The sequence below is a fragment of the Ruegeria sp. BB6 genome, assembly GCF_056539385.1.
In genome coordinates this window covers 57,663-81,032 of sequence record NZ_JBQFUW010000009.1, presented here as the reverse complement: position 1 = coordinate 81,032, position 23,370 = coordinate 57,663, and the positions used below count along the sequence as shown (strand labels likewise).

General features: G+C 57.4%; 25 protein-coding genes. 4 read left to right on the top strand and 21 right to left on the bottom strand.

The window, feature by feature from the left end; all coding sequences use genetic code 11:
• Nucleotides 1–89: 89 nt before the first annotated feature.
• The 10 genes from ACR0B7_RS18255 to ACR0B7_RS18210 all read right to left on the bottom strand — a co-directional run bounded on the left by ACR0B7_RS18255 (nucleotide 90) and on the right by ACR0B7_RS18210 (nucleotide 10,510).
• The gene (locus ACR0B7_RS18255) at nucleotides 90–1,079 is read right to left on the bottom strand and encodes an ester cyclase (RefSeq protein ID WP_170485592.1); all 990 of its coding nucleotides are present in this window, start codon (nucleotides 1,077–1,079) and stop codon (nucleotides 90–92) included.
• On the bottom strand, nucleotides 1,076–2,119 hold the full coding sequence (locus ACR0B7_RS18250; protein ID WP_480682155.1) for a LacI family DNA-binding transcriptional regulator: 1,044 nt from the start codon (nucleotides 2,117–2,119) through the stop codon (nucleotides 1,076–1,078). Before ACR0B7_RS18250 ends, ACR0B7_RS18255 begins: the two co-directional genes overlap by 4 nt.
• Nucleotides 2,119–2,883: an SDR family oxidoreductase gene (locus ACR0B7_RS18245; protein ID WP_170485591.1), complete on the bottom strand. Its 765-nt coding sequence runs from the start codon at nucleotides 2,881–2,883 to the stop codon at nucleotides 2,119–2,121. Before ACR0B7_RS18245 ends, ACR0B7_RS18250 begins: the two co-directional genes overlap by 1 nt.
• On the bottom strand, nucleotides 2,880–3,935 hold the full coding sequence (locus tag ACR0B7_RS18240) for an ester cyclase (RefSeq protein WP_170570375.1): 1,056 nt from the start codon (nucleotides 3,933–3,935) through the stop codon (nucleotides 2,880–2,882). Before ACR0B7_RS18240 ends, ACR0B7_RS18245 begins: the two co-directional genes overlap by 4 nt.
• Nucleotides 3,932–5,263: a histidinol dehydrogenase gene (hisD, locus tag ACR0B7_RS18235; protein ID WP_170485589.1), complete on the bottom strand. Its 1,332-nt coding sequence runs from the start codon at nucleotides 5,261–5,263 to the stop codon at nucleotides 3,932–3,934. The genes ACR0B7_RS18240 and hisD overlap by 4 nt, the downstream gene beginning before the upstream one ends.
• Before the next feature lie 10 nt (nucleotides 5,264–5,273).
• A complete protein-coding gene (locus ACR0B7_RS18230; RefSeq protein WP_170385156.1) occupies nucleotides 5,274–5,804 on the bottom strand; it encodes an ester cyclase in 531 nt (176 codons plus the stop codon).
• 127 nt (nucleotides 5,805–5,931) lie between these two features.
• Nucleotides 5,932–7,086, bottom strand: a complete 1,155-nt coding sequence (locus ACR0B7_RS18225) for a carbohydrate ABC transporter permease (RefSeq protein ID WP_170485588.1) — start codon at nucleotides 7,084–7,086, stop codon at nucleotides 5,932–5,934.
• Between the two features lies 1 nt (nucleotide 7,087).
• The gene (locus tag ACR0B7_RS18220; protein WP_170576933.1) at nucleotides 7,088–8,110 is read right to left on the bottom strand and encodes a carbohydrate ABC transporter permease; all 1,023 of its coding nucleotides are present in this window, start codon (nucleotides 8,108–8,110) and stop codon (nucleotides 7,088–7,090) included.
• Between the two features lie 67 nt (nucleotides 8,111–8,177).
• On the bottom strand, nucleotides 8,178–9,389 hold the full coding sequence (locus ACR0B7_RS18215) for an extracellular solute-binding protein (protein ID WP_170485587.1): 1,212 nt from the start codon (nucleotides 9,387–9,389) through the stop codon (nucleotides 8,178–8,180).
• A gap of 74 nt (nucleotides 9,390–9,463) precedes the next feature.
• Nucleotides 9,464–10,510, bottom strand: a complete 1,047-nt coding sequence (locus ACR0B7_RS18210) for an ABC transporter ATP-binding protein (protein ID WP_170485586.1) — start codon at nucleotides 10,508–10,510, stop codon at nucleotides 9,464–9,466.
• A 163-nt stretch (nucleotides 10,511–10,673) separates the two neighbouring features.
• On the opposite strand from ACR0B7_RS18210, the gene ACR0B7_RS18205 reads away from it, so the two are divergent.
• Nucleotides 10,674–11,663: an ester cyclase gene (locus tag ACR0B7_RS18205; RefSeq protein ID WP_170485585.1), complete on the top strand. Its 990-nt coding sequence runs from the start codon at nucleotides 10,674–10,676 to the stop codon at nucleotides 11,661–11,663.
• The gene (locus ACR0B7_RS18200; protein WP_170485584.1) at nucleotides 11,660–12,535 is read left to right on the top strand and encodes an amidohydrolase family protein; all 876 of its coding nucleotides are present in this window, start codon (nucleotides 11,660–11,662) and stop codon (nucleotides 12,533–12,535) included. The genes ACR0B7_RS18205 and ACR0B7_RS18200 overlap by 4 nt, the downstream gene beginning before the upstream one ends.
• Before the next feature lie 49 nt (nucleotides 12,536–12,584).
• Here the strand turns inward: ACR0B7_RS18200 and ACR0B7_RS18195 are convergent, their stop codons facing one another.
• Nucleotides 12,585–13,535 carry an SDR family oxidoreductase gene (locus ACR0B7_RS18195; protein ID WP_170576932.1) on the bottom strand — a complete coding sequence of 317 codons (951 nt, stop codon included), beginning with the start codon at nucleotides 13,533–13,535 and terminating at the stop codon, nucleotides 12,585–12,587.
• A 167-nt stretch (nucleotides 13,536–13,702) separates the two neighbouring features.
• Between ACR0B7_RS18195 and ACR0B7_RS18190 the strand changes: the two genes are divergently transcribed.
• On the top strand, nucleotides 13,703–14,596 hold the full coding sequence (locus ACR0B7_RS18190) for an AraC family transcriptional regulator (protein ID WP_170485582.1): 894 nt from the start codon (nucleotides 13,703–13,705) through the stop codon (nucleotides 14,594–14,596).
• 93 nt (nucleotides 14,597–14,689) lie between these two features.
• On the opposite strand, the gene ACR0B7_RS18185 is transcribed toward ACR0B7_RS18190, so the two are convergent.
• The 10 genes from ACR0B7_RS18185 to ACR0B7_RS18140 all read right to left on the bottom strand — a co-directional run bounded on the left by ACR0B7_RS18185 (nucleotide 14,690) and on the right by ACR0B7_RS18140 (nucleotide 22,896).
• Nucleotides 14,690–15,814, bottom strand: a complete 1,125-nt coding sequence (locus ACR0B7_RS18185) for a cytochrome c peroxidase (protein WP_170570378.1) — start codon at nucleotides 15,812–15,814, stop codon at nucleotides 14,690–14,692.
• Nucleotides 15,811–16,116 carry a hypothetical protein gene (locus ACR0B7_RS18180; RefSeq protein WP_170485580.1) on the bottom strand — a complete coding sequence of 102 codons (306 nt, stop codon included), beginning with the start codon at nucleotides 16,114–16,116 and terminating at the stop codon, nucleotides 15,811–15,813. The genes ACR0B7_RS18185 and ACR0B7_RS18180 overlap by 4 nt, the downstream gene beginning before the upstream one ends.
• 68 nt (nucleotides 16,117–16,184) lie before the next feature.
• Nucleotides 16,185–17,000: an amidohydrolase family protein gene (locus tag ACR0B7_RS18175; RefSeq protein ID WP_480682148.1), complete on the bottom strand. Its 816-nt coding sequence runs from the start codon at nucleotides 16,998–17,000 to the stop codon at nucleotides 16,185–16,187.
• A gap of 12 nt (nucleotides 17,001–17,012) precedes the next feature.
• Nucleotides 17,013–17,879, bottom strand: a complete 867-nt coding sequence (locus ACR0B7_RS18170; RefSeq protein WP_170485578.1) for a dioxygenase family protein — start codon at nucleotides 17,877–17,879, stop codon at nucleotides 17,013–17,015.
• Between the two features lie 10 nt (nucleotides 17,880–17,889).
• On the bottom strand, nucleotides 17,890–19,194 hold the full coding sequence (locus tag ACR0B7_RS18165) for a TRAP transporter large permease subunit (RefSeq protein WP_170485577.1): 1,305 nt from the start codon (nucleotides 19,192–19,194) through the stop codon (nucleotides 17,890–17,892).
• Nucleotides 19,191–19,742, bottom strand: a complete 552-nt coding sequence (locus ACR0B7_RS18160; protein ID WP_170385122.1) for a TRAP transporter small permease subunit — start codon at nucleotides 19,740–19,742, stop codon at nucleotides 19,191–19,193. Before ACR0B7_RS18160 ends, ACR0B7_RS18165 begins: the two co-directional genes overlap by 4 nt.
• A gap of 30 nt (nucleotides 19,743–19,772) precedes the next feature.
• Nucleotides 19,773–20,846, bottom strand: coding sequence for a C4-dicarboxylate TRAP transporter substrate-binding protein (locus ACR0B7_RS18155; RefSeq protein ID WP_170485576.1), 1,074 nt, complete (start codon nucleotides 20,844–20,846; stop codon nucleotides 19,773–19,775).
• A 29-nt stretch (nucleotides 20,847–20,875) separates the two neighbouring features.
• Nucleotides 20,876–21,331: an OsmC family protein gene (locus ACR0B7_RS18150; RefSeq protein WP_170416674.1), complete on the bottom strand. Its 456-nt coding sequence runs from the start codon at nucleotides 21,329–21,331 to the stop codon at nucleotides 20,876–20,878.
• A gap of 18 nt (nucleotides 21,332–21,349) precedes the next feature.
• Complete coding sequence (locus ACR0B7_RS18145; RefSeq protein WP_170485575.1) at nucleotides 21,350–22,015, bottom strand: malonic semialdehyde reductase; 666 nt, start codon at nucleotides 22,013–22,015, stop codon at nucleotides 21,350–21,352.
• Nucleotides 22,012–22,896: a fumarylacetoacetate hydrolase family protein gene (locus ACR0B7_RS18140; RefSeq protein ID WP_170485574.1), complete on the bottom strand. Its 885-nt coding sequence runs from the start codon at nucleotides 22,894–22,896 to the stop codon at nucleotides 22,012–22,014. The genes ACR0B7_RS18145 and ACR0B7_RS18140 overlap by 4 nt, the downstream gene beginning before the upstream one ends.
• A gap of 85 nt (nucleotides 22,897–22,981) precedes the next feature.
• On the opposite strand from ACR0B7_RS18140, the gene ACR0B7_RS18135 reads away from it, so the two are divergent.
• Nucleotides 22,982–23,368 carry a YciI family protein gene (locus ACR0B7_RS18135; RefSeq protein ID WP_170485573.1) on the top strand — a complete coding sequence of 129 codons (387 nt, stop codon included), beginning with the start codon at nucleotides 22,982–22,984 and terminating at the stop codon, nucleotides 23,366–23,368.
• Nucleotides 23,369–23,370: the final 2 nt, after the last annotated feature.

The window sequence follows — 23,370 nt, the reverse complement described above, 5'->3', positions numbered from 1 at the left end:
GTTCAGCCGCCTTGCCCGCAAAGACGCCCGATGACCATGCAGCCGCCGGGTTCCTTCGCTGGTATCGAGCAAGGCAAGGGTCTGCGGCATTACACGTCCCCTGTGGCCAGCAGCACCTGTTTCCAAACAGCGGTTTCATCGAACAGGGTCCATTCACGGCGAACCTTGATGTCACCGCCAATCAGCTCTCCCCACTCGACATGGCTGATGCCCAGAACATAAAGTTCGGCCCCTGTGGGCGCACCAAATGTGCCCCAACCGTCATGGGTTCCGTGCAGGCTCCACCGCAGGGCCGAACGCGGCGGCATGTTGGGATCGTCGCGCCCGATCTGGTGATGGATGGTGAACGTGGCGTTGGGCATCGCGGCACGCAATGACATCCAGAACCGGTCAACCGGGTCCCACCCATGCCCAGTGACACCACCCGGGTATTCGGATTGCACGGCCCTGTCATAGTCACGCTCGACCGCGCCCATGTCGGCGTTCATCATCCGGGTCAGCAGATCGGAATGGCGCTGGCCCCACGCGTTGTCGTTTCCTTTTCCCTTATAGGGACCTGCGACATCGTTGGACGGGGACAGGGGCCGAACGCATTTTTCAGGGCCACCTTCCCGCGCGATCAGATCGGCGGCATAGTCCTTGGGATCCCAGCCCAACTGACGGACGATCGCCCCCTGATCCCGGATCAGCCATTCATCATCAATCTTGTTATCCTTGGCATGACAATCCGCAAGAATCCGGTATTGCAGTCTGGTTCCCTTGGGCTTGCCATAGACCCCTTCGCTTAGGTGTGTGGCCGTGGACAGAATGCGATGAGAGCTGAGCATGCCTTGTTCCGGGGTGCCGGACCAGATCACGTCCTCGCCCAGCAGTTGACGATCGGGGAACTCTGCCAAGGTCGCCATGGTCGCACCGATCACGTTCTGGTTCCCCAGAACAACGGACCCGGGCGAGCGGACCACGATGTCCTCACCGTAATAATCGTGCAAGGTCGCGATACCGCGATCTTCCCAGATTTCCTTGGTGATACCGACGATATAGTCCGGGAAATCCCGGAATTTCGGATCAAAGCCCTTCATGTTTCTGTCCTTTGTGGAGTCCAACCCTGCGGCAGCCGCGCCGAGGTTCGCACGACCAGCGGGCCGTCAATCGCGACCTTGCGTGGCTCGGCGGCATCGGGATTTTGAATGTGATCCAGCAGGGCCGCGACGGTTTCCGCAACCATCAGATTGGCCCGCTGTCGGATCGTTGTCAGGTTATAGGCTGGCCATCCAGCCGGAGGAACGTCGTCATATCCGACGACCGAGACATCTTCGGGGATGCGCAGTCCCAGTTCAAACCGGATCACGTCCATCACGGCCAATGCCATGTGGTCATTGGCCACAAATACCGCGTCGGGGCGTTCGCCGGGGTCTACATCAAACATCTGACGCGCAGCGGCTTGGGCGTTTTCGGTGTGAAACATCCCGTCCTGCACGGCAAATACGGATCGACCCGCTTCGGACAACACCGCCCGAAAACCCGCCTCGCGGTCCCGCTGGGTCGAGGCGCCCTGCCACCCCGAGATATAGCCGATCCGTTCGTGCCCACCCGCCAGAAGGAACTCGGCCACCTTGCGGCCGCCTGCGTAGTTATCCGACGTGACGGTGGTGATCCCCTCGATATCCTGACTGCGGTTGAACAGGACAACCGGGACACCCGCCTGCTGGCACCGCGTTGCGATATCGGAAGACATCGGAACCGAGGCCAGAACGACGCCGTCGACCTGATAGTCCAGAATCTCCTCCATCACGTCGTCGATGTTGCCAGCCGACCGAGAGGCCATGAATATCAGAACGTGGTAGCCATGCTCTTGCAAACCGTTCGACAGTTTCTCCAGCGCTTCGGGATAAAAGTAGTTGTCCAGATAACCGACCACCAAGCCGATGATACGGCTTTTGCCCGAGACCATGGCGCGGGCCAGCACGTTTGGGCGATACCCCAATTCTTCGGCGGCTTTGCGCACTTTTTCCTCGGTCTTCTTGCTGACGGATGCTCCGGGCGTGAAGACGCGGCTGACTGCGGACTGGCTGACGCCTGCGCGCTGCGCGACCTGAAGGGATGTAACTTTCTCAGCCATCAGTCTGCCGTCCACCCGCCGTCAATCAACATGGATGTCCCAGTCACAAGCGCCGAGGCGTCCGACGCCAAGTACCGCACGGCACCCATGATGTCCTCGACCTCGCCCACGCGGTCCAGCTTGATCTTGTCCATGATCCATGCGGCCCGTTCGGGATTGTCGAAGGTCGATTGCGTCAGCGGCGTGCGAATAAAGGTCGGACACACGGTGTTGATCCGTACGCCCTGTTTACCCCATTCGATGGCCATGGACTTAACCATGCCCTCCAGCCCGTGCTTGGTCGCGCAATACACGGCCCGGTCAATCCCGCCGACATGACCCATCTGGCTTGAGATATGTATGATTGACCCGCGCTTGCCCGCCCCAATCAAAGCCTTGCCTGCAAAGGCCGACAGGAAATAGGCCGATCTCAGGTTCAGATTTGTGACCGCGTCGAAATCCTCGGGCGTTGTCTCGGTCGCCGGGCTGTGCCGCGCCAATCCCGCGGAATTGACGACCACGTCAAACACACGGGACGCAAACAGGGCCTTCAACGCATCCAGGTCCGTTTGATCAAGCGCCAAGGCTTCCGCGGACCAGCCGTTCGATTGCAATGCGGCCACGGTGTCCTGCAACCGATCTGCCCCGCGCGCCGCACACACCACATGCGCCCCGGCCTCGGCCAAAGCAACGGCACATCCCTGCCCGATGCCCGAGGACGCTCCGGTCACCAGGGCGGTTTTGCCGTTCAGGGAAAAGGATGGCGTTCGGGGCAGTTCTGTCATTGGCTCATTCCGTCAGGTATTTCGATACGGCCCAAATTTCGGGCCTTATTGAATTCCCGCAGACGGGCAAAGACGTCAACGCCAAGCTGCTGGTAAGCATCCAGAAGATCGACCAGCACCCAGTTTTCGCGAATTTTTCCGTCTTCGAGACGCCAGAAATCGAGGCTGCGCATGGTGATCTTTTTGCCTGAAGGCGCAATGCCCATCCAGCCGTCATGAGTCACGGTCTGGATCATGTTGGGCCAACCAGTGACGGCCGCATACTCTCCATCTCCGAAGAAGTGATAGGTGATGTCATCCACATATTGCCCGCGATCTGGCATCCCGCTCAGGAAGGGTATCTGATGCCAGTTACGGAACCCGGAAATACCCCGCCCGGTGCCGATCCCAGACGGGCCGTACCAGTTCATGCGGGGATGCCAGAACCGCTCCATCTCCATCACTTCGGGACCGCCCTCTGACGGGTGTTTCTTGAGGTATTCCAGCATGTCGATGATGTGCTGACAGGTTTCCTTGCCCTTGGCCGCATCATAGGGGCCGGGCACAAACCCATCCTGCGTCGCAGGGCCGGGCACGTGCCATTCGCGGCCAAGGCTGGGGGCCATGGGCCACGCATTTGCCTGTATCATCACTTCGGGGATGTCCCAAAGCGCCTGCATCTCGACCACTTTACCATCCACGAACCGGTAGAATTCGTGGAACCGCATCGTAACCTGATGACCTGTGGGCGGGATATCCAGCCATGGTCCGGTGAAGGTGCCAGTGTAGTACCCGCCGCACCCGACCCAATCAGCGCCAAACTCATCCGGTCCGGCCATGACGATATAGTCGCGCCGCTCCAGATCGGGCCATGCCGTCAGCAAGCCCTTGTAGACGTCATCGTAGTAGGTATCACTGCCGGTCATGTCTCCGAACGGATGACACAGGCGGAACAAGGCGTCGGGTGCACAAATGTCAGCCAGGGCGCGACGCACCCCAGCTTCGGAAAAGTCGTACATCGCCGCCCTCAGCGGGGCGATCAGGTCTTTGTGCAGACTGTGCCGATCGCTCATTCCGCCGCATCCCTATACGGGGCGGCCTTTCCGTAAGGCACGTTGATGCCCCCGTACCGGCGAACGCGCACATTGCATTGTTCCGCGTGCCCCACAAACCCTTCCAGCATGCACAGGCGCGAGCCATATTCACCGATCAGCGTTGCGGCCTCGTCGGTCAGAACCTTCTGGTACGAGTGCGTTTTCAGGTATTTGCCGACCCAAAGACCGCCCGTGTATCGCCCTGCTTTCTTCGTGGGCAAGGTGTGGTTCGTCCCAATCACCTTATCCCCGTTCGACACATTGGTACGAGGCCCAAGGAACAGCGCCCCATAGCAGGTCATGTTCTCAAGGAACCAATCGTCCCGATCCGTCATCACCTGCACATGTTCCGAGGCAATGTCGTCCGCCACTTTCAGCATCTCGTCATATGTGTCGCAAACGATGACCTCGCCATATTCCGCCCATGATACTTTGGCGGTGTCAGCCGTCGGCAGAATGTCCAGCAGCCGGTCAACTTCGGCCAGAGTTTCCTCGGCCAGTTTGCGCGAGTTGGTCAAAAGCACGCAGGGGCTGTTATATCCATGTTCAGCCTGACCCAGCAGGTCGGTGGCGCACAATTCCGCATCGGCGGCGGTTTCATCTGCAATCACCATCGTTTCGGTCGGGCCTGCGAACAGGTCGATACCGACACGGCCAAATAGCTGGCGTTTGGCTTCGGCAACAAAGGCGTTGCCGGGGCCGACCAGCATATGAACGGGGTCGATTGTCTGAGTGCCAAGCGCCATTGCGCCAATGGCCTGAATGCCGCCCATGACGTAGATTTCGTGCGCTCCGCCCAGATGCATGGCCGCGATGACCGCCGGGTTTGGCTTGCCCTGAAACGGAGGCGTACAGGCGATAATGCGTGGAACACCCGCAACGGACGCCGTCGCCACCGACATATGCGCCGAAGCCACCATCGGGAACTTACCGCCGGGAACGTAACATCCAACGGACTGCACTGGGATATTCTTGTGGCCCAGTATGACGCCTGGCAGGGTTTCGACCTCGATATCCAGCATCGAATCCCGTTGCGCCTGCGCAAAGTTGCGCACCTGCTCTTGCGCGAACTTGATATCCGCCAGCTCACGGTCGGAAAGCTGGCTGATTAGGTCTTCGATATCCTGCTGGCTCAGGCGAAAGGAGGCAGGCGAATAAGAGTCAAACTTCTCGCTCAGTTCGCGTACGGCGGCATCGCCGCGGGCTTCAATGTCTTTCAGCGTCGCTTCGACCACGGCACGGATTTTGGCGTCATCTTCGGCCCGGTCAGCGTCAGATTTACCGCGTTTGAGATACTCGATTGCCATTTTTAAATCCTCAGTTTTCGGGCCGAGGCGGAAGTTTTTCCCCTCGGTCAAATGCTTCCCAGCCCTGGCCGTTGAACAGGTCAACGCCCAGTTGGGCTGCGACATGGGCAAAATCCACGTTCACCCAGTTGTCAACGATCTTGCCGTCGACGACTTTCCAGAAATCCATGTACCGGATCTCGACCCGCTTTCCTGTCGGGGCGATGCCCAGAAATTCACCCGAATGGGTTGCTTCCTGACGGCCAAAGGCGGCAGCCCATTCCCCCATGTAAAGGCGGGCCTCATCAATGCAGACCTTGTCGGAAAACGCCGCCTGAAACGGGCGCTGCCAGTTGTTCTGGAATTCCTGCAGGCCGGTCTTCGTGCCGCAGCCCTGATTACCCATCCAGCGAAAGCCCTGCGCGAAAAACTCACCAATGTCGTCAATGCGATGGTCATTCAGACCATCCACCATGGTTTCAATGACCCGGCGCGTGTCGTCTGTTTTGCTCAGGTCTGTGTCACGGGTCAAAACCGCTTGTTCGGGGCGCGAACCTTTCATTTCCATATCCTTTCAGGTTTCCAGAGAGTGGTGTTGGGGGCGTGACCCCCGACACTCAGAAAATCTCTGGGCATCCTGTTCAGCGCCGGGTGGCGCGACATGGCGTTATGGCGGGCGTGGTTGCTCATCAGCCCTTCACCGCCCCTGCTGTCAGACCGCTGACAATCTGGCGCTGGAAGATCAGGACAAGGAAGATCAGCGGTGCAGTGATCGAAACCGCGGCGGCCACGGCGACGACCTGATCGGTGGTCGTGGTCTCGCGGTTGAACATACCGACGATGGCCGGAACCATGGTCTGGTTCTGGGCGTCCAGCAGCAGCGCGGTGACCAGAAAGTCGTTATAGGCCAACAAGAAACTGAACAGACCGGTTGTGATGACCCCCGGCCACATCACCGGCATGATTACACGGCGGAACGCTTGAAAATGGCTACATCCATCGACACGGGCGGCCTCGTCCAGTTCGGCAGGGATATTCTGAAAGAAGGACCGCAGCATCCAGATGGTAAAGGGCTGGTTGATCGCAACCAGAACCGCGATGACCGCGAAAGGCTTGCCATACAGGGTCGGCGCGTTTTCCCCCAGAATGGGGCTGAGCCATTCGGCCGAATTGATGAAGACCGGCAGGTAGCCAGCAACCAGAACCGAATGCGGCAGTGCGCGGAACACCAGCGCCACAATCAGAATCCAGAACGCCAGCGTCGACCCAGACCGCGCCAGACCGTACCCGGCCAGCGTTCCGACGGTCAGGGACACGGTAACCACCCCGGTCGTAACGATCAGCGAGTTCTTGAAGTTATTCGAGAACCCCCGGTCAATCCAGACCGTTTTGTAATGTTCGGTGGTCAGCCCCAGCACGTCCCGCCCCAAAGGGCCAAACAATGGATTCAGCACATTCAGAATGGCGGGAAGTACAACAAAGAACACCAGCAGGAAGCCAACCAGCAAGGCCAGCACGCCGATCAGCCAGCCAAACCACTCCTGCCCGGGCTTGGCGTAGGATTTGATCATCGACGGCAGCCTTTTGGTTGCCAGAGTGATCGTTCCCCAGATCACCGCGATCCCCAGAATGATATCCAGCAGGGACAATCCCTTTCCGACGCCCAGGGTCGCGGGGCCAAAGATCACGTTCAGCGCGTTGCTGTCGAAGGCGTCGACGGGTGACTTGAAGCTCATCACCACGATCCAAAAGATCGGGAAGGCCGCAATCAGGCACCAGAGCGCCAGAAAGATGTTCGAGGTCAGTCGCAGGCTGAAAGGCTGGCGAAGCGCGCGTGAGGACATATCAGTGGCCTCCTTTGTGATCGCGCCATGTACGGCGCAGCGGCAGGATAAGCAGGATGACAACACCGATCATGGTCAGCATCGAGTTGGCCGAGGCCCGACTGATCGACCGGTTGCCCGCCTGATCCGGCGTCAGGTAGTCGAAGGTCAGCCATTGCAGCGAGATGACGTAGCCTTGGCTCGAGAAGCCGACGATCTCTTCAAACACCCGGTAGCTGTCCATCAGGTGGATCATCGACACGAAGATGATCAGCGGCATCAGATGCGGGATCACGATGTACTTCATCCGCTGCCAGCGGGTTGCCCCGTCGATGACGGCGCTTTCCAGACTGTCCTGATTGACGGTTTGAAGACCCGCATAGAAGACGATGGCGGCAAACGGCGCGACGTGCCAGACGCGATACAGCATCATCAGAATTTCGATCGTCCACGCCTGAGCAAACAACGCGATGTCGCGGTTCAACCACCATTCGATCAACGCCGTCATGATCCCGTCACCGCGGAACAGCCAGTTGATCGACAACACGCCGATCACAGGTGTGATGATGAAGGGCAGCAGCGAGACAAAGATCACGGGACCACGTATCGACCGGGCCGCATTGTTGATCAAAACCGCGATACCCAGCCCGCATCCGACCACCAAAGGCAGCGTGATCAGCGTGAAGGTCAGCGTGAAGCGCAGCGCTTTCCAGAAGTTGATCGTGGACAGAACCTGCCAATTCCCGTCGCTGATCGCGCGCCAAGCTCGCTCGGGCTCTAGCACGTTACGGTAGCTTTGCAATCCGACATACTGGGTCTGGGTGATAATCTCGCCGTGTTCGTCCAGTTTCGGCTGCGACACCAGCTCGGTCACGCAGGTCTGCGTGAGAAAGCCCGGCGTGCAGGTTTCCTTTTCAACCGTCTCGTAAATCGGCTGGGTGAAGTAAAAGCTCTGCTTGAACACGCTGACCAGCGGGAACGCGATAAAGAGAAGCATCATAAAGACAGAGGGGCCGACAAAGGCGGCAAATGTCCGGAAATTCATGGCTCTGCCTTTCTCATGGTTCTCGGGTGGAAAAAGCGGGAGGGCACAGGGCCCTCCCCAGAGAGGATCAGTTGCTGATCAGACCAGCTTCTTTCGCAGCGGTGATGTAATCCGCCTCGATATCAGCCAATGTGGTTTGCGCATCCTTGGCACCAGTCAGATAGTCCGCCAGACCATTGCCCAGAGAGGTGTGCATGATGCCCATCGGACCGGACGCAGGATAGGCTTTGGCGCCACCTTCGGCCGAGGCCGCGGCACCGGCAGCCAGATCGCCCGGAGTATACGCCGTGCTAAGCCAGACCGCCGTGTCGTTGTTGGAGCTGACCATGTCACCGTCCATACCTTCAAGCGCGACACGGAAGGCAGCGTCGGCCTCCTCATCGCTCATGTTCGAGGCCAGCACGATACCGTCCCACCAAATCGTGGTCGCAGGAACAGCCGATCCCATCGGGGCTGCGGCCATCGTGACCTTGCCAACCACCTGGCTTTCGGCTTCGTCGTTCATGGCAGCCGCGCGACTGGCCCACAGGTTCGCCATCGCAATCTTGCCTTGCTGGAACTGCTGCTGAACATAGGTCGAGTCCGACACCAGATATTCCGGGTCCATGTACTCGGTCATGGCCTTCATCGTCTCAAGCGCGGCGACGCCCTGATCGTTGTTGATCGCAGGCATGTTGCCGTCGCCGAAGAACTGGCCGCCTTCGCCAAGGTACATGTTGACGAATTCCTGACCCAGATTCCAACCGGTCTTGAACGTACCGCCAATGGGATAGTCCATGAGGCCCGCTTCCTTGATCTTGGCGGCTGCGGCCAGAACGTCGGCATAGGTTTTGGGTTCTTCGATGCCCAGCTCGGCCAGAACGTCATCGCGATACATCAGGTGTTGCGCGTTCACCATCATGGCAATCGCCATGGTTTTGCCGTCCACCTTGATCAACTGGTTCGGCAGCAGGTCCTGTCCGTATTTCTCGACCAGATCATCCAGCGGCCGGATGGTGCCCGCATTCAGCAACGGCACCAGCGTGGCGTTCGAGACGCCGCCAATTTGGTAAAGCGCAGGGTCAGCCGCGAACGCTTCGGGCTGCTTTTCGCGGAATTCCTGATCGAGCGAGGCGCTGAAATTGCCACACTCGGCCATCGCGTCGGTCACGGCTTTCCAGGCTTCAAACCCGGCCGAGAGCGACTTTAGCGGGACATCGTTTTCAAAGGCACAGTCCGCCCACGCGCCTGCGGCGGCAAAGGACATGGCACCGGCCAAGAGGATTGATTTGAGTTTCATGCGTTTCTCCCTGTCAGGATCGGTCCGTCGTCGACGTCCGGACCGGTTGTTTGCCCGGTTGGGCTGTTATGGGGCTATGCCCCGATCCGCGCACCGCTTTCAGCTTCAAAGAGGTGACAGATGTCTTTCGGCACCGAGAACGAGACGCTTTCGCCGATCTCGGCGCGGAATGCTTTGTCGGCTTTCACGGACACCAGCGCACCACCGACGCGGACCGAGATCATGGTCGCATCGCCCAGCAGTTCGAGCGTGTAGATCGGAGCCGTAATTTCGCCCTGCCCTTCGGCAAGACCCGCGTCTTCGGCCCGGAAACCCAAGGTCAGGGGGCCGTCGGGGGCATCGACCGAAATCTGGACGTTCTCGGCGCGAAACACTCCGCCCGACACCTCTCCGTCCATGAGGTTCATCGCCGGGGAACCGATAAAGCTGGCGACAAACGTATTGGCAGGCCGGTCGTAAATCTCGGTCGGGCTGCCGACCTGCTGAACCACGCCTTGTTTCATGACGACAACGCGGTCGGCCAGCGTCATCGCCTCGATCTGGTCGTGGGTCACATAGATCGTCGTCACCGCCAGTTCGTGGCTGAGGTTTTTGATCTGCGCCCGCGTCGATACCCGCAGCTTGGCGTCCAGATTGGACAACGGTTCATCCATCAGGAACACGTTCGGCTCGCGCACGATGGCGCGGGCCAGCGCCACGCGCTGACGCTGTCCACCGGACAGTTCCGCAGGTTTGCGATGCAGGAAGTCATCCAACTCTACCATCGCGCTGGCCCGGCGAACTTTTTCGTCATGGGTAGATGGATCAATCCCGCGCACTTTCAGAGGAAAGCGGATGTTCTCGTAGACGTTCATATTCGGATAAAGCGCATAGCTTTGGAACACCATCGCCACGTCCCGGTCCTTCGGCTCTAGGTCGTTCACGACGTTTCCGTCGATCAGAATGTCCCCTTCGGTGACATCCTCGAGCCCGGCGATCATACGCATGGTCGTGGTCTTGCCGCATCCAGATGGGCCGAGAAGAACAAGGAACTCTCTGTCTGCGATGGTCAGATCGAAATTGTGGACCCCAACGAAAGAGCCCCAGCGCTTGCCAACATTGCGCAGCTGAATTTCCGCCATGATCCCCCCGAGAAAGATTCGCTTGCATACGTTTGCAAAAATGTAATCAGCGCATATCATTTCTGGCAAGACTTTTTTGCATACGTATGCAAGACTGCGCTGACAATTCGACTCATGTCGGAATCTTTGCGCCCCTAAGACACTGACTTGAAAGGCAAAAGCTTTGAACTTCCAGGCCGAAAAAAATCTTGTCTGCGCGTTCCATTCCGCGATTGAAGCTGATCTGCCCAATGCCATGAACCAATTCTGCGCCCCAGACATGCTGTGGCGTGGCTTTCATCCATTCAACGAAATCACCGGGGCAGAAAGCGTTGCCCGACAGTTTTGGCAGCCGCTCAAACACAGCCTGACCCGTTTGCAGAACCGGGTCGATATTCTGTTTGCTGGACAGAATTCGCTGTGTGACGAGGACGAGGTTTGGGTCGCTTGCATGGGGCATCTGATGGGTCTGTTCGACCGACCTTGGCTGGGCATTCGACCCACTGGTAAAATGGTCTTTCTGCGGTATTGCGCCTTCTACAAGGTGGTGAACAACACGATCTCGGAAACGGCGATGTATTTCGACATCCCGCACTTGATGGTGCAGGCTGGCCAAAACCCGTTTCCCCCGCAGACCGCAGCGCATTTGGTACAGCCCGGACCGATGCCGCATGACGGTGTGCTGCTTGACCCTCAGCCGCCGGAAGAAGGCCAAAAGACGCTGGCCTTGATAAACGCGATGATCTCGGATCTGGGTCAATGGAACAGCGGCCTGTCGCTAGAGGATGAGCTTGCCAGAACATGGCATGACGACATGATCTGGTGGGGTCCCGAGGGGATCGGTGCGACCTATACGATTGAACGATACGCCAAACAGCATTCGGGCCCGTTTCGCGCAGGCTTTACCGATAGATCCAAAACCAACCATATCTGCCGTATGGCTGAGGGGTTGTATGGCGGCTTCTTCGGCTGGCCGAACTTCACGGCTGTACCGTCAGGCGGGTTCATGGGGATGCCAGCCACCGGCAAGCCGGGTGAGTTCAGAGTCATCGACATCTACAGGCGCGCTGGTGACAAGCTCGCCGAAAATTGGATTTTTATCGACCTTCTGCATTTCTGGCGTGGACAGGGGGTCGATATCTTGACCCGCACCACAGGGATCGAAACACCATGAGGATCGACGCGCATCATCACCTGTGGGATCTATCTGCCGTCACTTACCCTTGGCTGATGGAGAAAGGTGCGGTCCGTTTCTTCGGAGATCCTACCCCGATCCAGCGCGACTACCTCTTGCCGGAATTCCGCACCGATGCCGCAGCGCAAGGTATGACCGCTTCGGTCCACATCCAGGTTGGCGCGGCCGACCCCTGGGCCGAGGCGCAATGGGTGCAATCCGTGGCCGACCAATATCCTGATTGGCCCTTGGTGCAAGTGGCCTTCTGTGACCTCACCGCAGCGAACGCGGAGGAACAGCTTGATCAACTTCAAACCCTTCCGACGGTACGCGGCGTTCGCCAAATTATCGGGCGGGCACCGGGCGAAGATGCAAAAACGGGGACCAACGCAGTTCTGAGAAATCCAAGATTTCTGGCCAACCTACAGCAATTGGGCGAGCGCAACCTTTCCTTTGACCTTCAATTACTGCCTGAACTGATGGAACAAACCGCCGACGTGCTGAAACAGGCACCTCATACACGGGTCGCATTGTGTCATGCAGGTTCGCCCTATGACCGCACCACCGAAGGGTTGTGGCAATGGAAGAACGCCCTCCGAGCCTTGTCGAGCTTGCCTCAGGTGCACTGCAAACTCTCTGGCCTCGGGATGTTCGATCATGACTGGAGCGCGGAAAGTGTTCAGCCGATCGTCGATGCTTGTTTGTCGCAGTTTGGGGGCGAGCGCTGCATGTTCGGCTCAAACTTTCCGGTCGACAGCCTGTCTTCGACCTACGAAGCCCTTGTTTCCCGGTATCTGAGTATTATTCCGACCGAAATGCAGCCCGACGTGTTTTGCGAAACGGCAAAACGGTTTTATCGGCTTCAGGCATAGCTGGGGAACGGTATCAAGCGTTCGTCGCCCGGATCAATCAAGGACCAGTTCAAAGCGTCCAGGTGAACCCCGTCGCTTGCTCAGACACGTCCCACAGCTTTGCCATCACCGTCTTGTCGTAAGCGTGGGAATGCAGCGTGCCCTTGCCGACAGGACCAACAAATTCCAAAAGACCGGTCGGGCCATACAGCGCACGCTGTTCCAGACCATCATCGGTCGCGCACATGACTTCGGGCCAAGAGCCTTTCTCGGCCGATTGCACGATAGGTAGAACGGACATGAGACCGAACATTATCCGCGTCTTCAGATCAGCGCTGGTTTGGACGAGTGACGTGCGCGAGGCACCGGGATGGCAAACAAAGACCTCAACTTCGGTTCTTCCAGCAACCGCAAGCCGATCCTGCAATTCGTAGGCAAACATCATCTGGGCCAGTTTGCTCTGACAATAGGTCCGGTTCTGATGATATTTCTCGTCCCAGTTCATATCGTCGAACTGGATGGTCTTGATACCCATGTTGTAGCCAAGGCTACTGACCACCACGATCCGGCCCCTGGACGCTTGTATCCGCTCGAAGAGCAGTCCGCACAGAAGGAAGTGACCGTAATGGTTCGTCCCCAGCATGCTCTCGTGCCCGTCGTCGGTAAATTGCTGCGTTGGCACTTGGGCGATGGCGGCGTTGCAAATCAGGGCGTCGATATGTGGAACGGTTCCCAGAACCTCCGCCGCGGCCTCACGCACACTGGCGAGAGAGGCAAGGTCCATGCGGACAAAGGTGACATCGGCGCCAATTCCAAACTCGCCTCTTAGTTCCGTGACGGCGGCTTGCGACTTTTCCACCGAACGGTTCAGCATCACAACCTTGGCACCCTTTTTCAGCAGCGTGCGCGCGGCCTGAAATCCCGCGCCCGCGTTCGCTCCGGTAATGAGGTAGGTTTTCCCCTCAAGGTTTCCGAGGCGCTCTGGGGTCCAACCTTTGGGGCCAAATGTCGTGTCCGTCATACTATTGTTCCTTATGGCGTCGGCGTCTGTGTCGTGTGGGCTTGCGTCCATCCTGGAGTTGCAAATAAATCTCCTCCATGAACCTTAACAGACGAGATCGTCGCAGTTTCTTGCCTGATTGTATCAAAGTGGTTGCCAAAGCCAATTCGAGGCACCTAGTGTCCGTCATGAGCAGAGACCAGATCAAGCAACTTATCGAAGACCGAACCGTACAAGACGGCCTGACGGATACCGGCATCGACGGCGTGCGCCTGTTTCGAGCCACGCAAGCCATCCCGTGCGCTCCGGCAGTCTACGAACCCTGCGTCGTGGCCATCTTGACAGGCGCAAAGGAAGCCGTGCTGGATGGCCGCAGATACCTCTATGACAGCAGCCAATACCTGTGCTGTCCGTTGTCGCTGCCGGTCAAGGCTGGCACGCCTTCCGCATCGCTGGAAAACCCTCTCTATGGCGTCTTGATCTCTTTGAACCCGCGAATAATGTCCCAACTGGCGATGGAGATGGAAAATGCCGGAGCTGCCCTACCCGCGGCCAACGGCGCAGTGAGATCGCAAGGGATCAGACTGGCGGGATGGGATGACAGTTTCACTCAGGCGTTGCTGCGGCTGCTGCAACTTGGAACCAGCCAGATGGATACGGCGGTTCTTGGGGATGCGCGACTGCGCGAGCTGTATTACGCGATCCTGAAGGGCGAAGCAGGCACCTTCGCCAGACGGGCCTTTGGCGCTGGCAATGCTATTGCACGGTCTATTGCGCATGTTTCGTCCCATTTGGACACGCCGATTTCAATCGATGATATGGCGACCCTGGCAGGCATGAGCCGCGCGGTGTTTCATCGAAAGTTCAAGCAAGTCACCACAATGGCTCCAATCCAATTCGTAAAGTCGATGCGCCTGAACAATGCAGCAATGAAGATTGCAGCGGGCACACCTGTAGCAGAGGCGGCGATGGACGTGGGCTATGTCAGCCCTTCTCAGTTCAGTCGTGAGTTTAAACGAATGTATGGGCAGTCGCCCAGGCAATGGGGCAATGCCCAGCAAATTCCGATTGAAGTGGCCTAAGGAGACACAGACTGTTTGAACGCCGAATTCGATGGAGAAAACCTGCGCAGCACCTCGTCTTCAGTTCTACCCGGCGGGCACTCAAGTCTAGGGCTACGGCGTTCCGGTCAAAGTCAGCAGAAATGCGAGTAGGTCTGCGATCTCGTGTTCGGACAAGGTCAGTTCAGAAAGTATGGCCTCGCCGTCGGCATGCAGCCTTTCGGTATCAATTTCGCTGTAGTGCCGGATCACCGCTTCCAAGTCGATCAGACTGCCGTCGTGCATATAGGGCGGAGTTTCGGCCGCACCCCGCAGGCTTGGCGTGCGAAAGGTTCCAAAATCAGAATGACGCCTGCGCACACTGCGAACCGCCCATGCACCTTGCTTGGCCGGATCATCGCTCCATTCCCCATCCAGTGTGTATGCGCTTGAGAACAAAAAGTTCAAACCACCAAACCGCCCCTCGTCCACTTCGGTGTCACTTAGAAAATAAGGCACACCGGCGTCGTGAAACTCATTGTTGGAAAATGTCGGACCATTGTGGCAAAGGGCACATTTTCCGCGCCCCAAAAAGAGCTTTAGACCTCTCTGAGCAGCTTCGGGATAATTCCCAGCCGTCGACAGATCACCGCGTTCCAACGCATCGCGAAAATCGTCAAATTGTGTCCGCTCGGTTCTGAGCGTCTCTAAGTAGGCCGATAGAGACTTAGCGGTGTTGACCAACAGCAACTCGGGGTCTTGGTTTTGGATACTGCCAAAAATGGCTTCAAAATCGGCAACATAAGAACTCTCGGAAATGGCCGCTTTTAGACTTTCGTTGCTATGAGCCATCTCTTGTCCTTCGATGATCGGATGCAGGCTGGCAGCCCAGAGACTGTCGCTTTTGCCGCCCCAACCGTACCAGCGCAAACCTGCAAGGTTTCTCAGGGATGGGGAGTTCCGATCCAACAGGACACGGCCGAGCGCCCGCGCCTCGGACGTGGTAAATGCCTGTTCGGGGTCATGACAACTCGCGCAGGAAAAAGCGCCGTCTACCGACAGCACGGGATCGTTGAACAAGGCCGCGCCGAGCGCAATCGCTCTGGTGTCACCTGAAACTCGATTGCTGGGGTCTGACTGGTATGTTGGTGGCCACGGCCCGAAGGAAAGCGTTTGCTGTATTTCATCTTCGGACAACAGAACTTCTGAGTGCACCGCAACCGGAAGCGACACGAGCACGGCTGCGGCCCAGAGCTTCATTTTAGCGAAATCTCTGACGTGTAGGACACCGATCGCCCACTGAACTCAACGTCGGCCTGCAACTCCCACAGACCCGACATGTGAAACAGCAAACCATCGACCCGGAACGTTCCGTCACCCAATGCCGAAACTTCGGGAGCGTAGTTCAATCCGTGCTGATGCGCGGGCATGAATGCATCAACACGTACCTGATGGACCGTGGCTTCAGCGCAGACTGAAATCTGAACGGAAAACGGTTGGGCCAACGGAATTGCGCCGACATCCACATAAACCTCAGGTGCATTTGGGGCTTGCGAACCCATGCGTTGCCCCACAGCATCACAAGCAACTGCTGCGCCGGGGGAAGCAATAAGCCAGACAACCCAGCGGATCATTCTGATGCCAGCAAACGTTCTGCGTTGGCATACGCGATGTTGTCTGCGATCCGATCCGGCAGCAGATTCAACCATTCACGCGAAAAATCTGCGTGGGGGCCGACATAGTACCAACGTTCCGGCGCAAATGTGTCCGTACCAACCATGAACCGATCGGGATGCGCCTCGAACGCGGCCTTCCAATCCGGGTCCAAACGGCCGCGTGAAACCATATCCGACCGAAAAGCCAAGTCTGCCCAAAGCCTGGGATATGTGTCCAAGGCATCAACCACGCGGGTCGGATCATCAAAGCCAGAGTGCGCCCACAAAACCCGAGCGTCTGGCCAGGTTTGGAAGATCAGATCAACAGCCTCGCGATCGCCGTGGTGATGCAGAATCAGGTTCCTTTCTTTCGCCAGCGCGATCATATGTTGGATAACTGGCGTTTTTATGTCGTCGCCATATGCGTGAAACTCTCCGATAGCTTCGTATTCGTTCCTGGCCAGATTTGCCTCCAGATAGTCGATGACAGTTTCATCGTGCATCCATGTGTTGATTTCACCTCGGCGACGATAAGGGCGAAGTGCCGGAACAACGATTTCCGGGGCTGCCGCCAATAACAATTGCGTTCCATTGTCGTCCGAGCTGGAAACCAGTGCTTTCCTCACGCCTGCGTCCTGAAGGATTTTGGCAACTTGTTCCGGTGGAACCAGCTTTACGGCATCATGGCTGTAATGAATATGCGCATCGAAGATTTGTCGCTCGTCAGCGATCGCCGCGCCGCAGAACAGCGCTGCACCTATGATGAAGGTATGTCTCAGCACCACAAACATCCTCAACACCTATCAGGATTTGGCAAGCCTCACGTCGAAAGTCACGTGTAAGAAGGGTTCGGTAATCTTTCCAGAAAGCTCCATTCCTTCGGGAAATTCCGAAGCTGGTCGTTCCACATAGGTCATCACCAGATCGTCCCGAACGCCAAACACCGTATCCTGATCCAGATAGGGATCGTCGTCGGGAAAAATCTCGGTTACCAAAGATCGGTGGCCGGGTGCCTTGACGATGTAATGCAGGTGCGACGGTCGCCATGGATGGCGGCCACATGCCCGCAGAATATCCCCGACAGGCCCATCTGACGGTACGGTATACTCGACTGGTTTCACGGTGGTGAACGCGTACCGACCATCTTCACCAGTGGTCATCAGACCATGGAAAGAATACGTATCCTGTTCTTCATCCTGACTGGCATAAAGGCCATTCGGGGCCGTTTGCCAGATATCGAGCTCGGCCCCGGCAATCGGATTGCCTTCGGTATCGCGTATGACGCCCTCTGCAAGCAGCACCGGCCCGCCGTAGTTGCGTTTCATGTCGCCACCGATCGGCAAAGCAGGCGCGCCAGAGACGTGAAACGGGCCCAATACGGACGAGCTGGTCGCATCCGGGCTGGAATGCAGCATATCCACCAGCGACGATAGGCCCAGCACGTCCGAGGCCAGCACGAATTCATGCCGGTCTTCTGTTTCAACTGCGGCACACCCTTCCAGAAACGCGATTCCGGTGCGCCATTCTTCATGCGTCAGGTTGGTTTCTCGGGCAAAGTCATGCAGGTGCTTGACCAGAGAGCCCATGATTTCTCGCATCCTCGGATCGGTGTCCTTGGACAGGTATCCCATGAACACGTCGGTGATATTGTCTTTGGTGACAGAGCGCATCTGGGTCTCCTTAAATCAGGGCAAGGCTGAGGATCGGGAATTCGATCAGAATGAACAGAACGATCAGCATCACAAACGCAAAAGGCAGCGCGCCCATGAACACGTCCTTGAGTGTTATCCGGTCATCGTTAATCGTGGATTTGATAACAAAGCAGGAAATACCCAGAGGTGGCGTCAAAAGCCCGATTTCAGCGCCCACAACGGTGATAATGCCAAACCAGATCAGCGACATATCAAGGGCTTCGGCCATGGGCAGGAACAGCGGGACCACGATCAGAATGATTGATGCCGTGTCCAGCAATGTTCCCAGAAACAACATCAGCAGGACGTAAAGCAGCATGATCGTCCAGAAGGACGCCGAATTCCCCGCAAGCAAGTCCTGTAACTGATTGGGCAACCCGGCCAGCCCCAGCATCCGGCTATAGATCGAAGCCGCAGTGATCAGGAACAGGATCGCCGCTGTAATGTGGCCGGTTTCCAGCAGGGCGTCCCAGAAGGCTCTGGGCGTCATGGATTTGCGTGCCACAGCGATGATAAGCGCAACCAGCGCCCCGGCTGCTCCGGCCTCGACCGCGGTTAGCCACCCTGTGTAAATCCCGCCGAGCACGACTGTGATAATGAACAGTGTCGGCAGGGTTTTCGACGCGACCTCGCGGCCGGACATCCATTCAGTGTCTTCCACGACCCGACCGCCAACAAAAGCTGGCGTAAAACGGCCCATAACCCAGATCGCGGCGACGTAGGCAATGGCCAGCATGATCCCCGGAATAACGCCTGCCAGGAACATATCGCCCACGGATTGTTCGGCGACAAAGGAATAGATGATCAGCATGGCCGAAGGCGGGATGATCATACCCAAAACCGAAGACCCGGCGACCACCCCAACAGCAAAGCGCGGGTTGTAAGCCTGCGCCATCATCTGAGGAACCGAGACTTTGGTGAACACGGAAGCGGAGGCTATTGAAGACCCGGTTACGGCTGCAAAGACGGCGTTGGCTCCGACGGTTGCCATGCCGATGCCGCCTTTGACCTTGCGAAACCGCATGGTCATGACTTCGTAGATGTCCTTGCCCAACCCGGCCTTCGAGACAATGAGCCCCATAAAGGTGAACAGCGGAATGGTCGCGAAACTGTACTCCATCGCGCTGTCGCCGACCGCAACTTTCAAAAGGTTCAGCGCAAGTGTGAAGTTGTCCCGCATCAGCCAGATTGACACGAACGACACGACGCCCAGCGCAATCGGAATGTAGACGCCTGCGTAAATCAGGAAAACGATTGCAACGACCGAGATCAGGCCAATCTCGATCGGAGTCATTCTGCGGCCTCGTCATGCTCGGGGGTGCGGACAAGTTGCGGGCGGTCCTGCGCCGTGACGACCTTGAGCAGGAAGATCACGCAGGCAAGCGCAGTCCCGCACGCGATGACCAGTTTGACCGGCCACCAGGGTAATGTGAAAAGACCGGGCACTCCGAAATAGTCCTGCGTCTCCCACATATGCAGGAATTCCGGGAAGGTCACATAGGCAATCAATCCCATGAAGATCGCCGAGATCGCATTGATGATCCGCCTGAGGTTGGCCGTCAGGCCGGGGCGACGATGGTGCATCAGGTTCAGAAACCCGTCTGAACGTGTCAGCCGGTCCACCCTGACCACGTCGGCCAACTGCAGGAAAACGATCATCACGACCGAGAACTGAACCATCTCATAGGTTCCACGCAATGGGGCCGAAAACAGGCCGCGCGCTATGACGTCGACATTCAGGATGACCACCAACGCAAGGACGACGAGCGTGCCCAATGCGTTGGCAGCTATTGCGAGCGAATTGGCGACCCGCGACAGGCCAGCAACTGCGGTCTTCAGCATCAAAGGCCCCTTTCTCGGGTCGCCGGGTGGTTACTCGACCGTCCAGTCACGCACTCCGGTGAACCCGGCGTCCTGAAGCTTGCCGAGATAGGCGGCCAAAATCTCGTCGCCTTGCTCGCCGTTTTCATTCAGCGTGGCGGCCCACTCCTGTGCAACATTTGGCATTGCGTTGGCCCAAGCCGCGCGATCTTCGTCCGAAACTTCGACAATCGTCCCGCCTGCTTCGGTATAAGCATCCCTTGAGGCCGCGGCGCGGTCCATGGCGATGCCGGCCACATGATCACGATAGTCAATGGCGACGGCTTTCAGAACGTCTTTGACTTCGTCGGGCAGCTTTGCCCAATAGTCAGAATTTACCGTGATCGTCTTGGAATTTACCGCACCCAAGTCAGCCTTAAGCATGTAAGGAGCAACCTCAGCGATTTTGAAGGTCTTGGCGGCTTCGGGCCAGAGCATCGCACAATCCACCAAGCCAGTTTGCAGCATGTTGTAGAAATCGGTCAGGCCACCGCGAACACCGGCCGCGTCTTTGATACCTTCAAGATAACGCAGGTTTAACCCGGCCCCAGCCACTTTGCGGCCTTCCAGATCAGAAACAGTTGAAACCGGTTCCGTGCAGAAGACCTGATAGGTGTCGAGTACGACGCCCGTTGCCAGATAGACCTGATTTTGCGCGGCAAACTCGTTTTGCATCGCCGGGAATTCACGTGCTATTTCATCCACGGCCTTGGCAACGGCACGGGAATCCGATGCCACGAAAGGCGTCGAGCCGGAAATACCCTGGCTCGGCAGCTTGGAGGAATGGAAGATCGTTGTGACGATGCCGATGTCGCCAAGACCAAGCTGTATCCCCTCCAGAACGCCCTTTGGCTTTACGATCGAACCGCCGTAGTTCTCTTGCCAGTTCATCTTATAGTTGCCGGACTCGGCCAGCCGTTTGTCCACTTCTGGAATGAAGAAGTTGGTGAATTCCTTCACCCACAAGGCGCGGTCGGGGTAGCCATCTATCACCACCGCGGAAATGGTTTCTTCTGCGGCAACGGGCAGCGCCATAACGCCAGCTAAAGCGGCGCCCATTAGACTGCGTTTGGTCCAGTTTTTCATTTCTCTCCTCCCAGAAAGTCGGGTCTTTTTTATTTGTTTGCTTTGACCCAGTTGACGGTCAGGTCGGTGCCTGCCGCTTCAAACAGTTTTGCGATGGCGCAATATTTGGCTGTCTCTTCACCCACGCGTGTCAGCTCCTCCTGACTGGCGGGGGTTTCACAATTCACGGTGAGTTCAATTTCTGGAAACGGAACATCAATCTCCTCCTCCATCAGGACACCGCGCCGGTCCAACCTGCATTTCGCGTCGATTGTCACTGTGCCAAGATCAATTCCCAGACGGTGCGCATTCTTGTGCCCGATGACGTTGGTACAGGCGATCAGCGCTGCCATCGCGGTTTCAGTCGGAGACGGACCAAGATTTGTCCCGCCCCGCTCGACTGGTTCGTCGATAACCACATCCAGATCGCGTATTGGTATCTCAGTGCGCGCGTGTGTCGGGCACCGAGCTGTCGTGCGGTAAGTCACGACGGGTTTCACTTTCATGCCCACGGCAGCGCCTCCTCATGCATAAGAACAAACCTTTTCAAACGGAAATCGCGGAAGTTTGTGGAACAAACCTGTTTCATCCGCGTAGCCCAGATTGCAAAGAAAGTTCGACCTGAGCGTCGTGCCCGCGAAAAATTCCTCGTCGACGATCTTGTTTGAAAAGCCCGACATGGCACCAACGTCCAACCCGACGGCCCGCGCTGCGATCATGAAGTAGGCACCCTGCAGAGTCCCATTGCGAAACGCAGTGTCGGCCACGTATTCGGGGTTGTCCACGAACAGGGGCCGACGATCTTCGTGCGGGAAAAGAAAGGGCAGCTCTTTCCAGAACTCCATGTCATACGCAATGATGGCAGTAACCGGTGCGTCCATCATTTTCGGCACGTTCTTTGGCTTCAAAGACTTGGCAAGCCGCTCTTTACCCTCGGCACTTTTCACGAATACAAAGCGGGCGGGTAGCGTGTTCATACTGGTCGCGCCGTTGATCGTGATGTCGTATATCTCTTCAAGCAATTCGTCAGAAACTGGCTGGTCGGTCCATGCGTAGTGCGACCTGGATTCGCGCAGGATCAGGGCGATCGCGTCATCCGTCAAACGGGGAATACGCTCGCGCAGATCGCGATGATCTTGCTGCGCCTTGGCGCGAAGTGCCTCTAATTCTGCCCCGGTTGGTGCGCTCATGCTGCGGCCACCTTTGACTTGGCATCCTTTTCGTCGATGACCGGGCTGGCGCATATGCCGATGCCTTCAATCTCGACCTCGACGGTTTCACCCGGCTTCAACCAACGTGGATTGGGTTTTTTGGCGTGGCCAACACCCGGCGGCGTCCCCAACGCAATCAGATCCCCCGGCTCCAAAGTGGTATATTCCGAGATCGTCGCGATGACCTGCGGAACCCCCCAGATCATGTTGGCGGTGTTCGAGCTTTGCAGGATTTCGTCCCCCACGCGGCTTTCGATTTTCAGGCCGGACGCTCCTTCGGGCAGGTCGTCGGGCGTTACGGTGAAAGGACCGATCGCGCCCGTGTCATCGAAGTTTTTGCCGGGTGTCCATTGAACGGTTTTACGCTGATAGTCCCGCAGCGAACCGTCGTTGAACACGGTATAGCCAAAGACATAATCCAGCGCGTCCGCTTCCGAGATATGACGACCACGTTTTCCAACGATCAACATAAGCTCGGCCTCGTAGTCGAGCTTCTCGGAACAGGCTGGCCGCACCATTGGCTGCCCCGCCGCCATGATCGAGTTTTTCCCACGCATGAAAAGTGTCGGATACTCCGGTATGTCATAGCCGCCTTCCTTGATGTGGTCGGTATAGTTCAACCCCATGCAAATAATCGTGCCGGGTGCCGCCACGGGCAAGGCTGGCACAATGGAAGACACAGCCACACTGTCTGCAGCGGCGATTTTGTCAGCCAGTGAGTCGGCCAGTTCCGGGTTGGCTATCAAACCCATCAAGTCGAAACCGATGGCGGGGTCCAAAGCCGTTAAATTCACAGCGTTTTCACCGCTCACGGCAAAAACCGCAGTGCCTTCCGAAGTCTCTCCCACCAGGTATTTCATTTTCACCATCCATGTCAGTTCGCTTGATTTTTGCCGACTATTTTGCCATATGTCAAATAATATCGATATTTTTAGGAGGGCGGCAATGGTTGCTTGGGCAGACTACAAATCAGAAGCGAAAGGCCGGGGCGCACTTGCTCTAGAGCTTTACGTTGCGCACAGCACGCCCGCCAAAGCGCCAGAAGATGTAAAGGCATCCCTTCCAGATCACCTGGCATATCAGGCACAGCTTGAACGTTCCGGGCAGCTGGCCTTTGCCGGGCCGATGTCGGATGAAACCGGCGAGCATATGCAGGGGATGGGCCTCATCATCTATAGGGCCGACAGTCTCGAAGCCGCCCGAAAGCTGGCAGAGGATGACCCGATGCACAAAAGCGGGGCGCGCAGCTTTGTACTTCGGCGATGGATGATAAACGAAGGCTCATTGAACATCTCAGTCGGGCTCTCGACTGGAACGAGCGCTCTCAGCTAAGA